Below are 12507 nucleotides of genomic sequence, written 5' to 3' on the forward strand. Positions count from 1 at the left end.
TGGTGGGGCCCACCTCCAGGCTCGGCCGTCACCCCGCTGGCGCGGTGCGCCGGTACCGGCTGGTGGGGCCCACCTCCAGGCTCGGCCGTCACCCCGCTGGCGCGGTGCGCCGGTACCGGCTGGTGGGGCCCACCTCCCGTCCGCCCGTGGTCGCGACCACGGCCGCGTCGAGTGAGCAGAAGACGTCGGGTCCCGCTTGCGAACCGGACGTCTTCTGCTCACTCGTTGATCAGCTGGGGGGCGCTCGTCGCCTCAGCCGCGCGACGGCACGGGCGGGCCGACGGCCAGCAGCCCGGTGAAGACCAGGGCGACGGCCACGACCCCGATGCCGGCGGCCACCGCGGGACGACGCACGACGAAGAACAGCAGGCGGTCCCAGAAGCCCGAGTGGGCGTCCGGCGAGCGGCGCCACGACCCCTCGAGCATGCCGCGGCGGGCGACCGCGACCTCGAACGGCACGGTGGCGTACGGCACGACGGCACTGACCCAGCCGAGCACGAGCGCCCCGAACGACCACCGCTGGTTCACGGCGACGACCGTCGTGACCACCAGGTACGCCAGGAACACGAAGCCGTGCACGCCGCCGCCGATGCGGACGCCCCAGTCGCCGGCGTCCAGCCCGTACTTGAGCACCATCCCGGCGATGAGCAGGGTCCAGGTCACGAGTTCGGCCACCGCGGCGGCGCGGAACAGGGAGCGCGGAGTCATGCCGTCAATCGTGGCGGACCCGGTTGACAGACAGCAGAACGCCCCGGATCGTCCGACCCGGGGCGCGCTGCAGGTCTGCTCAGTGCTGTACGACCACCGTCTGACCGAGGCGGTTCACGCCCGTGCTCGCGTCCCACGTGCCGGTGTTCGCCGTCTGGATCGCGAACGCGGGGTCCGTCGCCACCGAGGCCTCCGGTGCGGGCAGGGCCAGTGCGACGCTCCAGCGCCCGTTCGGCACGTCGGCGAGGGACGCCCGGACGGTCACGGTCCGTCCCGGCTGCCAGGACGACGCGTCGGCGGCCACGGGCACGGTCACCCGGCGGTCGCCGTCGGTCAGGACGAGGTGCACCGGGCGGCTGTTGTACGGCGCCGCCCAGCCGTCGTTCCGGATCGACACCGCCACCGACGCCTTCGCGCCCGAGGTGGCGGTGCTCGAGGTCATGGTGAAGCGGTAGCCGAGCTTCTTCGCGGCGTCGGTCATGCCGTCCGTGCCCCAGGTCGCCAGGACGTCCTTGTTGTAGTCCAGGTTGAGGTAGCTGTAGTGGTACTTCGCCATCTCGGCCGAGGCGGACGGGTAGTCGGTCCGCGGCGTGTTCACGGCGCAGGTCTCACCGCCGACGGGGACGTACCGCGACTCCGCCGCCAGGTAGTCCTGGTCGAGGGACAGCGGGTTGCTCAGGAACGTGCCGAAGTCGTCCGCCGAGGCGAGGAAGCAGTCGTTGTGGTGCCCGATCCGCGACGCCGGGGAACCGTCGTGCGCCTGCTCCGGGGTGAGCGCCCCGGCCGTGCCGGACGGGGTGCGGAGCGCGTCCTGCTTCATCTGCATGGTGCGGACCTGGACCGATCGGCTGGACGGCAGGGCGGCGAGCTCGGCCTGCAGGACCTGGCGTCTGGCGTCCTTGTCGGCCTCGGTCAGCACCCCCGGGTTCGCCGGGTCGCTGGCGAAGTGGTCGGTGTAGTAGCCCTCGCCCCAGAGCCCGATGAAGCCCCCCTGCAGGGTCGGGATGACGTCGGCGTTCCGGCGGAGCGTCGGGGTGAGCTGCTCGATGTGCGCGAGCACGGTCGGCAGGTCGGCGTCCCCGTAGGGCGCCGAGTACGGGTACGAGCCGCCCTGGACGTACGCGAACCGGGTGATCACACCCACGCCGGCTGCACGTGCGGTGTCGTAGTCGTGCTGCACGAGCGCGAGCCAGGCCGGGCTGAGCTGCCGCTGCTGGACGAACGCCTCCATGTAGAACACCCGGACGACCTGCGTGACGCCCTCGGCCCGGTAGCCGCGGAGCGTCGCGGCGTCGAGCGGCGTGTACCCGGTGCCGTCGGCGCGGTAGTGCGTCTCGGTGGTGTGGTCGAACCCGCGCGAGGGGTTCGGGATGACCGCGTCGCTCGCCGTGTAGGTCACGGTCGAGGTGGTCGCGGTCCGCTGCTGGTGGTGACCGGTGGGCGATGCCCACGCGGTGGTCGGTACGGCGAGTGCGAGCACCGCCGCGAGCGCGACGGTGGTGATGGTTCGGTGCTGCATCGGACGAGCCCCTGTCCTCGGCGCGGACGGGGATCGGTACCCCCTGGTACCGCCGTCTGCGCGTTTGTGATCTGAAGCTAGGCGAAACGATCAGAAAACGCCAGTGTCTGCGCAATCCGATCACGGGTAGCGTTGGTCCCATGTCGCCGTCGACCGAGAACCGTCCCCTGAACATCGTCGTCTGGAACGAGAACGTGCACGAGACCCGCGGTGACGCGACGGTCACCGGGCACTACCCCGACGGCATGCACACCGTGATCGCCGAGGCGCTCCGGCAGTCGCAGCCCGGGGCCGACGTCTCCACCGCCACCCTGCAGGAACCCGACCACGGCATCACCGCCGAACGACTGGCCACCACGGACGTGCTGTTCTGGTGGGGGCACGTCGCCCACGACGAGGTGCGCGACGCCGTCGTCGACCTGGTCGTCGACGCCGTGCACGCCGGCATGGGGCTGGTGGTGCTGCACTCCGGCCACTACTCCAAGCCGTTCAAGCGCCTGATGGGCACGACCTGCTCGCTGAAGTGGCGGAACGACGGCGAGCGTGAACTCGTCTGGACCGTCGCGCCCGAGCACCCGATCGCCGCCGGGGTCCCGCACCCGATCGTCATCGACCGGCAGGAGATGTACGGCGAGTACTTCGACATCCCGCGCCCCGACGAAGAGGTCTTCCTGTCGACCTTCGCGGGCGGCGAGGTCTTCCGCTCCGGCGTCGCGTACCGCCGTGGTCTCGGCCGGGTCTTCTACTTCTCGCCGGGCGACCAGGAGTACCCCGTGTACCACCACCCGGACATCCAGCGCGTGCTGTCGAACGCCGCCGCCTGGGCTGCACCGGTTTCCGAGCGCCGCGCGCTGACCGCCGACCCCCACCCGAGGGACTGGTTCCTGGCGGACGATGCGGGTAGACAGGCCGGGTGACCAACCATCTCGCCGATGCGGACCGCCGCACCGCGGTGATCGAGGCGCTCGCCATCTTGGGATCAGGACTCGAGGAGCGCTTCGACCGCATCACCCGCATGGCCCACGAGGCGTTCGACGTCCCGTTGACCTTCCTCAACCTCGTCCACCACGACCTCGTCACCACCCAGTCGACCTTCGGCTGGCACCAGGGGTCGAGCGTCCCCGCGAGCGAGCAGTTCTGCGCGACGACCGTCCTCTCCCGCGAACCGATGGTGATCCCGGACGCGTCGCTCGACGCCCGCTTCGCCGACACGGCCGCGGTGGCGGAGCACGGCATCCGGTTCTACGCCGGCGCACCACTGACCATGATCGACGGCACCCGGGTGGGCACGCTGTGCCTGATGGACGCGGTGCCGCGCACGTTCTCCCCCGAGGACGTCGCCCTGCTGCGTGACCTCGCCCGGTGGACCGAGCGGGAACTCGGCGTCGCCATCGACCTGGGACGGGTCCGTCGGGTGCTCGACGGGCTGGTGCCGGACCCGGTCGCGGTGCCGGGGTACGCCCTCGACGTCCTGGTTGCCCAGCACGACGGTGGCGGGGGTGACGTCGCCGACTGGCGCCTCGCCCCGGACGACGCCCTGCACGTCACCGTCGGCCGGGTGAGCGCCGCCGGACCGGCGTCCGGCCTGCTCGCCGCGGTGGTCCGCGGCGCCGTGGTGGCGCGGACCGGTGCCGAGGTGCAGGACACGATCGTCGGCCTGGAGGCCCAGGTCACCGCCGACCTGTCGGCCGCGGACGCCGTCGGCTCGCTCTTCCACCTGCGGCTCGACCCGACGTCGGGGCACGTCGACTTCGGCGACGCCGGCCACGGGCTCGCGGTGCTCGTCCCCGCGGACGGGCCCGCTCGGGTGCTGCGCCCGGTCGACCTGCCGCTCGGGTTGCAGCCGGTGTCGATCCCCCGGTCGTCCGGCTCGCTCGACCTGGCACCCGGCGACCGGTTGGCGATCTGCACGCAGGGTGTCCTGACGCTGGACGGGACCCGCCGCCTGGACGACCTCGCCGCGCTGGTGCGGTCCGCTCCGGACGGGGCGGGCGTGATCGAGCGGGTGCGCACGGCGGTCGCCGTGGACGCCGAGGTCGACGTCACGCTGGTGGTGCTCACCCGACTCTGAGCGCGGAGCACGTCCGGGCGCCGAGCGTTGCCACGGGGGCGGTCAGGAGCGGAAGCGGTCCTGCCGGGGGCGTGGCGTGCCGGTCAGCGAGACCACGAGCAGGGTGGCGAGCAGGCCGAACCCGGCGAGCTCGATGCCCAGGCCGGCGAGCTGCCAGTAAGCACTGCCGACGGTCTGCGGCTGCGTGATCGACTCCGGCCACCACGACGCGATGAGCGGGAACGAGCCCGGGAACGGGTCGAGGCCGAACACCACCAGGCCGCCGAGCAGCAGCACGACCCCGAGGGCGGCCATGGCCCCACGGGACCGACCGAGCATGTGCACCACCAGGGCCGCTGCCATGCCGGCGAGCCCGACGACGGCGATCAGGAACGCGAGCACCACGATGGTCTGCGGCGCGAGCGCGACCCAGTCGAGCACCGCGATCGGCAGCAGCAGCCACCGGCCCGTCCGTGCCCAGCGCGCAGGGTTCCGCCATCCGTCCATGGCGACCGACCGTAGGGCACGCGGCCGAACGCCTGCCGAATGCGGCCAGGGCTCCCCGGCGATCGCGTGCGCTGACTACGATCGGACCCCATGGCGCAGGACCGACCGACCCGGCAGCAGCGGTCGCTCGCGACCCGCACCGCGATCATCGAGGGCGCAGCCGCGGAGTTCGACGAACGCGGGTACGTCGGAGCCTCGATGGACGGCATCGCCGAACGCATCGGGATGACCAAGGGTGCGCTGTACTTCCACTTCACGTCGAAGGCCGACATGGCGGGGGCCGTCGTCGCCGAGCAGCACGCGATCTCGCGCCGGTACGGCGAGGCCGCGGTGGCGCGGGGCACCACTCCGCTCGAGTCGATCATGTGGCTGTGCCAGGGGCTCGCCGTGCAGATGACCACCGAGGTCGTCGTGAGCGCCGGGGTGCGCCTGTCGACCGACGTGGCGGCGAGCGACGTGGACCGGCGGGACCCGTACACCGACTGGGCCGCGGTGGTCGCCGGGTTCGCGCGGCAGGCCGTCGACGCGGGAGAGATCGATCCGCGGTGGGACCCGGAGCTCGTCGGCCGGGTCGTCGTCCGTGCCTACACGGGCGTGCAGACCGTCTCGGACGTGATGACGCGGCGGGCCGACCTGTTCGCGGGCCTGCGGGAACTCTGGACGGTCCTGCTGGACGCGTTCGTCACCGAACGGCTGCGTCCGGAGGTCCCGCGACTCGTCGCGCTCATCGCTCCGGAGTGACGCGGGTCCCCCCAGGGAAACACCCACGTCACCTCGCCTCTGAGACTACCGAGAAGCCGGTCGCGCCACCGGCCCCAGTTCGCGGGCATGTGTCCGGCGGCCCACTAGCCTGACGCGGTGCCCACACCCGCTGCCGAGGTCGACGTCGACGTCCCGCTCGTCCGCTCCCTGCTGCGTGACCAGCACCCCGACCTGGCCGGGCTGTCGCTCGAGGTCGTCGCGAACGGGTGGGACAACGTCGTCCTGCGTCTCGGTGACGACCTGGCCGTGCGGGTCCCCCGCCGGCAGCTGGCCGCACGCCTCGTCGAGCACGAACAGTGCTGGCTGCCGGACATCGCCGCCCGGGTCGGGTCGGTCGTCCCGGTGCCGGCTCCGGTGCGGACCGGCCGACCCGCCCTCGGGTACCCGTGGTCGTGGAGCATCGTGCCGTGGCTCCCCGGCACCCCGATCGGCGCACGCGCGGCCGGGGTCCCCGTGGCCGAGGCGCTCGCCGCGTTCGTCGGGCTCCTGCACGTGGCGGCCCCGGCCGGTGCCCCGGCGAACCCGTTCCGTGCGGTGCCGCTCGCGTCGCGGAGCGACGCGGTGCTGGCGCGACTCGATGGCCACGACGTGCACCGGGCCGGCGAGCTGGCCGCGCTCTGGCGGGCCGCAGCCGCGGCGCCGACGCACGCCGGGCCTCCTGTCTGGGTGCACGGCGACCTGCACCCCTTCAACCTGCTCGTCGACTCGTCATCCGCTGGCGTCGACCACCTGTCAGCCGTGATCGACTTCGGGGACGTCACCGCGGGCGATCCCGCCGTCGACCTCGCGACCGCCTGGCTGACGTTCGACCAGCCTGGGCGACGCGCGTTCCGTGCCCGCGTCGCAGCCTCGGACGCCACCTGGCAGCGCGCCCGCGGGTGGGTGGTGGCGCTCGCGTCCGCCCTGGCGACCGCCGACGAACGCGCCTTCCGGAGCGTCGCCCGACGGAGCATCGACGCGGTGCTGGACGACTGAGTCTCCCCGGGGCTATCGTGACCGCACCATCCGTGCACAGTCGATCGGAGGGGCCGCCATGACCCTCGAGCTCCGCGTCCAGCACGACGTCGCCACCGACGCCTCCCCCGCCCCCGTCCGACGCGGTCTCCGCGGCTTGGTCGACCGACTCGCGGACCGCCGCGCCACCGCACGCGCGCGACGGGTCGACGACCGGGTGCGCGAACTCGGCGAACTCGTCCACCTGCTCTCCGACGCCCGCGCCGTCGTCGAGCGCGGCTGGGTGCAGCACGCCTGGTTCGCCTACCTCGACGAGCACGGCCACGAGCGGAAGGCCTCCAGTGCCGCCGCGATGGACGTGCAGGGCCGACCGCTCGTCGGCGCGTGCCTGGTCGGTGCGGTCGTGTCCGCAGCCGGTGGGCCGCTCGCGGTGCACGCACCGCGGGTCCAGCACGCGCTCGACGTCGTCTGGCACGCCCTGGCCCGCGACGAGGGCGAGCCCGTGCTGTGGTGCCCCGCGCCGGACATCCGGATGGGGCGCGTGCGCGACCTGACGAGCTGGAACGACGCCCCGGCACGCTCCGGTGCCGAGGTCGCGGGGCTGCTGCTGACGGCCGAACGGGTCGCGGTGCAGGAATCGACACGCCTGCAGGAGCTCCGGGTGGCACGATCGGGGGCATGAGCGACGTCGAAGCGGTCCCCGAGGTGCACCCCGCGAGCACCAGCACGCTGGCGGCCAGCGGCAACGCGCTGCTGTCGGACGAGGGGTCTGCGCCGACCCCCGACCAGGCGGCTGCCGACGCCGCGGTGAAGCAGACGCTGCACCGGTACCTGCAGAAGCACCGAGCAGCACTGCTGGCCAAGCTCGACGGGCTGGCGGAGCGACAGGCACGCTGGCCGGTGACACCGACGGGCACGAACGTCCTCGGGCTGGTGAAGCACGTCGCGGGCGTGCAGGCCGGCTACTTCGGCGAGGTGTTCGGGCGCCCGCTGCCGGACCCGCCGGCGTGGCTCGAGTCGGAGGACGGCGACGACATGTTCGCCCCGCTGGACGAGACGATGGCGGACGTCGTGGCCTTCCACCACCGGAGTGCCGCCCACGCCGACGCGACCATCGAGGCGCTCGACCTCACCGCGACGGGCACCGTGTCGTGGTGGCCTGAGGAGCACCGGCACGTCACGCTGCACCGGATCCTGGTGCACATGGCCTACGAGACCGCGCGGCACGCCGGGCACGCCGACATCGTGCGCGAGATGCTCGACGGCCTGGCCGGCGACGGCGACGGCAACCTGGCCGACAAGACGCCGGACGAATGGGTCCGGTGGCGCGAGCAGCTCGTCGACATCGCGGAGCGCGCCGGGTTGCGTGACCTGAACGCATAGCCGGGCACCCAGCCCGATCGTTACCGTTCTCCCAGGCTTGCCCTGGTGTTCCCCCTCTGACCAGGGGTTGTCCTCATCGCAATTGCGAGGGAAACTGCCGCCTCGGCAGGGTTGCGTTGTACAACCGGTCCAGGTGCTGCGTAGCTTTGGCCGAGCTCGTGCCCCGATCTGTGGGCAGTTCAGCCGACCGGAAGGGGAGCGCCCACCCGTGTTCCAGTACGTCGTGGAGCGATGGAACCAGATCTGGTTCGCATCGTGGCAGCACTTCTCACTGGTCGTCCAGTGCGTCGTCCTCGCCACGGTCATCGCCGTGGTGCTCGCCACACTCGTCTACCGCAGCCCGCGCTTGACCGCGTTCGCGAACGGGGTGTCGGCCATCGGCCTCACCCTGCCGTCGTTCGCCGTCATCGGCCTGCTCATCGTCCCGCTCGGCTTCGGCGTCCTGCCGTCGGTCGTCACGGTCGTCTTCTTCGCCGCACTGCCGATCCTGCGCAACGCGGTCGTCGGTCTCGCCGAGATCCCGCCCACCGTCGTCGAGTCGGCGCGCGGCGTCGGCATGAGCCGGTTCCGCACCCTGCTGCAGATCGAACTGCCGATGGCGTGGCCGATCATCCTGAGCGGCGTCCGCGTCTCCGCACAGATGGTGATGGGCATCGCCGCCATCGCCGCCTACGCGCTCGGCCCCGGACTCGGCGGCTTCATCTTCTCCGGGCTGTCCCGCCTCGGCGGCGCCAACGCCCTGTCCTCCGTCGTGGTCGGGGTGGTCGGCGTCGTCCTGCTCGCCCTCGTCCTCGACCTGCTCCTCATCGGCCTCGGCCGCCTGACCATCTCGAGAGGTATCCGTGTCCAGCACTGACTCCGCCACCACCACCGCGCCCGACGGGGACGTCACCGGGCGCAGCATCCTGCTCGACGAGGTCACCAAGCGGTACCCCGGGCAGTCGAAGCCCGCCGTCGACGGCATCACGCTCGAGATCCCGGCTGGCAAGATCGTCATGCTCGTCGGCCCGTCCGGCTGCGGCAAGACGACGACGCTGAAGATGATCAACCGCCTGATCGAGCCCACCCAGGGCCGGATCGTCGTCGGCGACGACGACGTCACGGGCATCGACGGCGACGAGCTCCGCCGCCGCATGGGCTACGTGATCCAGGCCGGCGGCCTCTTCCCGCACATGACCGTCGCGGCGAACATCGCGATCGTGCCGAAGATGCTCGGCTGGTCGAAGGAGAAGATCGCGGCGCGCGTCGACGAGCTGCTCGACCTCGTGTCGCTCGACCCCGACACCTACCGGGACCGGTTCCCCCGCGAACTCTCCGGCGGCCAGCAGCAGCGCGTCGGCGTGGCCCGGGCGCTCGCCGCGGACCCGCCCGTCCTGCTCATGGACGAGCCGTTCGGTGCCGTCGACCCGATCACCCGCCAGCGCCTGCAGGACGAGCTCCTGCGCATCCAGGAGGAACTGCACAAGACGATCGTCATCGTCACGCACGACTTCGACGAGGCCGTGAAGCTCGGCGACTGGATCGTCATCTTCACCGAGGGTGCGCACATCGTGCAGTACGACACCCCGGAGCGGATCCTGGCGGAGCCGGCGAACGAGTTCGTCGAGAACTTCATCGGCTCCGGCGCCGGTCTCAAGCAGCTCACGCTGAACCGCGTGCGCGACGTCGAGGTCGAGTCGGCCGTGACGTGCTCGCCCGGCGAAGAGGTCAAGGCCGTGCTGCAGCGGATGAACGAGGCCGGTGGGCACCAGCACGCCGTCGTCGTCGACCACCGCCAGCGGCCGATCGGGTGGCCGTCGCGCCGCCAGCTCGAGCGCCTCGACCGCATCCCCGACGGCGTCGAGCCCGGCCTGCCCGTCGTGGGCGAGGCCGCGACCCTCAACGACGCGCTCGACACCATGCTCGTCTCGAGCGCGGGTGCCGCACTGGTCACCGGTCGTCGCGACGCGTTCCGCGGGGTCATCACCGTCGAGACCGTGATGGAGGCGATCACCCGCTCCCGCGCGACCGCCGCCGGCGACCAGGCCTACACGCCCGTCGGCACCAACACGAACCCGATCGAGACCATGCCGTCGTCGCCGGTGTCGGCGATGCCCACCGGAGAAGACCTGTGAGCGCAGTCGCCGTCGCCGGTCCCGCCACCGGTGCGAGCACCTCGTGGAAGGGCCTGCTGTTCCAGCCGATCGCGATCCTGGTCGTCCTGGCCGGCTTCGCGGTGTGGCTCGCGACGGCGGACCTGACCCCGACCGAGCGCACGACGCTCAACCCGGCGGACATCCTCTCCCTGACCGGCCAGCACCTCGTCCTGACCCTGCAGTCGACGGTGCTCGTGCTCGTGATCGGCATCCCGCTGGGCGTCCTGCTCACCCGCGGCCCGCTGCGCCGGGCGAGCCCGTACGTGCTCGCCGTCGCGAACTTCGGGCAGGCTGCACCGGCCGTCGGCCTCATCGTGCTGCTCGCCGCCTGGCTCGGCCTGAACACGCGGTCGGCCGTCATCGCGCTCGTCCTCTACGCGATCCTGCCGGTGCTCCGGAACACCATGATCGGCGTGCAGAGCGTCGACGCCCGACTGGTCGAGGCCGGTCGCGGCATGGGCATGAGCGCCTTCAGCGTGCTGATGCGCGTCGAACTGCCGCTCGCGGTGCCGGTCATGCTCTCCGGCATCCGGACCGCGCTCGTGCTGCTCGTCGGCACGGCGAGCCTGGCCACCTTCGTCGGTGCGGGCGGACTCGGTCTGCTCATCACCACGGGCGTGACCCTGTTCCTGCCGAAGGTGCTCGTCTCGGGTGCCCTGCTGGTCGCCCTGCTCGCCCTCTCCATCGACTGGCTCGGCCGCGTGGTCGAGACGGTCGCACGACCGAAGGGACTCCGATGACCCGCAGCATCCGCAGCACCCGCCGCACCCGCACCCGGGTCGGAGCCGCCGCGTTCGTCGCCGGTGCCACCGCCCTCGTCCTGACCGGCTGCGGCCTGCAGCCCGCCACCTCGTTCGTGCCCGAGGCCGGTGCCGGTTCCATCCAGCGCATCGACGACCTGCCGGCCGGCGCCCACATCACCGTGACGTCGAAGAACTTCACCGAGCAGCTCGTGCTCGGCAAGATCGCCGTGCTCGCCGCCAAGGCCGCCGGGTTCGACGTCACCGACGAGACGAACGTGCCCGGCAGTGTCGCGGTCCGTGAGCTGATGACCTCGCACGCGGCCGACTTCACGTACGAGTACACGGGCACCGCTTGGCTGACCTTCATGGGCCACGCGAAGGGGATCCCGGACAAGACCGAGCAGTGGACGGCGGTGAAGAAGGAGGACGCCGGCAACGGGCTGACCTGGCTCAACCCGGCGCCGATGAACAACACCTACGCCTTCGCCGTCCGTGACGAAGCGGTCAAGGAGCTCGGGAACGTCAAGACGCTCTCCGACATCACGAAGCTGCCGGTCGACCAGCGCACGTTCTGCGTCGAGTCGGAGTTCAACTCGCGTGCCGACGGCTTCAAGCCGATGCTCAAGAAGTACGGCTTGGAGCTCGGTGGTTCGGGGGCGAACGGCGTGCCGAGCAGCAACGTCAGCATCCTCGACACCGGCACGGTCTACACGGCCACCGACCGCGGCAAGTGCAACTTCGGTGAGGTGTTCACCACCGACGGCCGCATCAAGTCGCTCGGTCTGACGGTGCTCGAGGACGACAAGGGCTTCTTCCCGGCGTACAACGTCGCGCCCGTCATCGACTCGAAGACGCTCAAGGAGTACCCGCAGCTCGAGGGGATCTACGACCAGATCTCGCCGAAGCTCACCGACGCGGTGCTGCAGGAGCTCAACCGTCAGGTCGACGTCGAGGGGCGTGAGCCGGCCGACGTCGCCTTCGACTGGATGGTGAAGGAGGGCTTCATCACGAAGCCCTGACCGTTCTCGACGCATCCACGTCACGGACGGGAGGCACGGTGCCAGCTGGCACCGTGCCTCCCGTGCGTTCGTGGTCGCGTCTCAGGCCGCGGCGATGCGCGCCGCCGTGTCGCGGATCGACGCGACCACTGCCGCCCGCACCTGTTCCGGGTCGGAGCCCTCGTGCCGAGCGGCACTGCGCAAGCCCGTCATGCACATGCCGAGGAGCATCTCGGCCACCTGCGGGGTCGCGGCGTCCGGCCCCCAGGCCGGGTCGCGTTCGAGGATCGTGCGCACCGCGCCGGTCATCGCCTCGGCGACCGTGGTCATCCGCGCGACCTGCCGACGCATCAACTGCGGGAACCGCACGATGACGGCCTTGCGCTCGAGCCGCTCGTGCTCGTCGCCGAACGACGACCCGAACACCAGGAACGCCAGGTCCACGACCGCCTGCGCTGCCGGCTCCCCCGAGACGGCTGCCAGGTGTGCCTGGAGGGTGGCGGGTTCGAGGTCGAGTTCGGTGTGCCCGAGGACCGCGTCCTCCTTGCTCTCGAAGTAGTTGAAGAACGTCCGCGGGGACACGTCGGCGCGGGCGGCGACCTGCTCGATCGTGGTGCCGTCGACGCCCTGCTCGAGCGCCAGGGACCGAGCGGCCTCGGCGATGCGGTTGCGGGTCTCGATGCGCTTGCGGTCACGGAGACCGAGTTCTGACGGCGTCGCGGAGTCGGGCATGGCCCGACTGTAACCG

14 protein-coding genes are annotated in these 12507 nt (G+C 71.7%); 10 read left to right on the forward strand and 4 right to left on the reverse strand.

Going from position 1 to position 12507, the window contains the following annotated elements:
• Positions 1 to 252: 252 nt before the first annotated feature.
• Together ITJ50_RS03735 and ITJ50_RS03740 are read right to left on the reverse strand one after the other, a co-directional pair.
• Positions 253 to 708, reverse strand: coding sequence for a DUF3817 domain-containing protein (locus tag ITJ50_RS03735; RefSeq protein WP_017887889.1), 456 nt, complete (start codon positions 706 to 708; stop codon positions 253 to 255).
• 79 nt (positions 709 to 787) lie between these two features.
• Positions 788 to 2227 (reverse strand): DUF4832 domain-containing protein, encoded by a 1440-nt coding sequence (locus ITJ50_RS03740; RefSeq protein WP_194589947.1) that lies wholly within the window; start codon positions 2225 to 2227, stop codon positions 788 to 790.
• 140 nt (positions 2228 to 2367) lie between these two features.
• Between ITJ50_RS03740 and ITJ50_RS03745 the strand changes: the two genes are divergently transcribed.
• Together ITJ50_RS03745 and ITJ50_RS03750 are read left to right on the forward strand one after the other, a co-directional pair.
• Entirely contained in the window at positions 2368 to 3144 is a 777-nt protein-coding gene (locus ITJ50_RS03745) for a ThuA domain-containing protein (RefSeq protein WP_017887891.1), read from the forward strand.
• Positions 3141 to 4298, forward strand: a complete 1158-nt coding sequence (locus tag ITJ50_RS03750; RefSeq protein WP_194589948.1) for a PP2C family protein-serine/threonine phosphatase — start codon at positions 3141 to 3143, stop codon at positions 4296 to 4298. Before ITJ50_RS03745 ends, ITJ50_RS03750 begins: the two co-directional genes overlap by 4 nt.
• 42 nt (positions 4299 to 4340) lie before the next feature.
• Here ITJ50_RS03750 and ITJ50_RS03755 read toward each other — a convergent pair whose 3' ends face one another.
• Positions 4341 to 4784, reverse strand: a complete 444-nt coding sequence (locus ITJ50_RS03755; protein WP_017887893.1) for a hypothetical protein — start codon at positions 4782 to 4784, stop codon at positions 4341 to 4343.
• A 90-nt stretch (positions 4785 to 4874) separates the two neighbouring features.
• On the opposite strand from ITJ50_RS03755, the gene ITJ50_RS03760 reads away from it, so the two are divergent.
• The 8 genes from ITJ50_RS03760 to ITJ50_RS03795 all read left to right on the forward strand — a co-directional run bounded on the left by ITJ50_RS03760 (position 4875) and on the right by ITJ50_RS03795 (position 11780).
• A complete protein-coding gene (locus ITJ50_RS03760; protein ID WP_194589949.1) occupies positions 4875 to 5525 on the forward strand; it encodes a ScbR family autoregulator-binding transcription factor in 651 nt (216 codons plus the stop codon).
• 117 nt (positions 5526 to 5642) lie between these two features.
• Positions 5643 to 6521, forward strand: a complete 879-nt coding sequence (locus tag ITJ50_RS03765) for an aminoglycoside phosphotransferase family protein (protein WP_194589950.1) — start codon at positions 5643 to 5645, stop codon at positions 6519 to 6521.
• A gap of 58 nt (positions 6522 to 6579) precedes the next feature.
• Positions 6580 to 7182, forward strand: a complete 603-nt coding sequence (locus ITJ50_RS03770) for a hypothetical protein (RefSeq protein ID WP_017887896.1) — start codon at positions 6580 to 6582, stop codon at positions 7180 to 7182.
• Entirely contained in the window at positions 7179 to 7883 is a 705-nt protein-coding gene (locus ITJ50_RS03775) for a DinB family protein (protein WP_140448588.1), read from the forward strand. The genes ITJ50_RS03770 and ITJ50_RS03775 overlap by 4 nt, the downstream gene beginning before the upstream one ends.
• Positions 7884 to 8091: 208 nt before the next feature.
• A complete protein-coding gene (locus ITJ50_RS03780) occupies positions 8092 to 8739 on the forward strand; it encodes an ABC transporter permease (protein ID WP_017887898.1) in 648 nt (215 codons plus the stop codon).
• The gene (locus tag ITJ50_RS03785) at positions 8726 to 9997 is read left to right on the forward strand and encodes an ABC transporter ATP-binding protein (RefSeq protein ID WP_017887899.1); all 1272 of its coding nucleotides are present in this window, start codon (positions 8726 to 8728) and stop codon (positions 9995 to 9997) included. Before ITJ50_RS03780 ends, ITJ50_RS03785 begins: the two co-directional genes overlap by 14 nt.
• Positions 9994 to 10758: an ABC transporter permease gene (locus tag ITJ50_RS03790; protein ID WP_017887900.1), complete on the forward strand. Its 765-nt coding sequence runs from the start codon at positions 9994 to 9996 to the stop codon at positions 10756 to 10758. The genes ITJ50_RS03785 and ITJ50_RS03790 overlap by 4 nt, the downstream gene beginning before the upstream one ends.
• On the forward strand, positions 10755 to 11780 hold the full coding sequence (locus ITJ50_RS03795; protein ID WP_194589951.1) for a glycine betaine ABC transporter substrate-binding protein: 1026 nt from the start codon (positions 10755 to 10757) through the stop codon (positions 11778 to 11780). Before ITJ50_RS03790 ends, ITJ50_RS03795 begins: the two co-directional genes overlap by 4 nt.
• Positions 11781 to 11861: 81 nt before the next feature.
• On the opposite strand, the gene ITJ50_RS03800 is transcribed toward ITJ50_RS03795, so the two are convergent.
• Positions 11862 to 12491: a TetR/AcrR family transcriptional regulator gene (locus tag ITJ50_RS03800; protein WP_194589952.1), complete on the reverse strand. Its 630-nt coding sequence runs from the start codon at positions 12489 to 12491 to the stop codon at positions 11862 to 11864.
• Positions 12492 to 12507: the final 16 nt, after the last annotated feature.

The organism is Curtobacterium sp. VKM Ac-2889, assembly GCF_015350855.1.
GTDB lineage: Bacteria > Actinomycetota > Actinomycetes > Actinomycetales > Microbacteriaceae > Curtobacterium > Curtobacterium poinsettiae.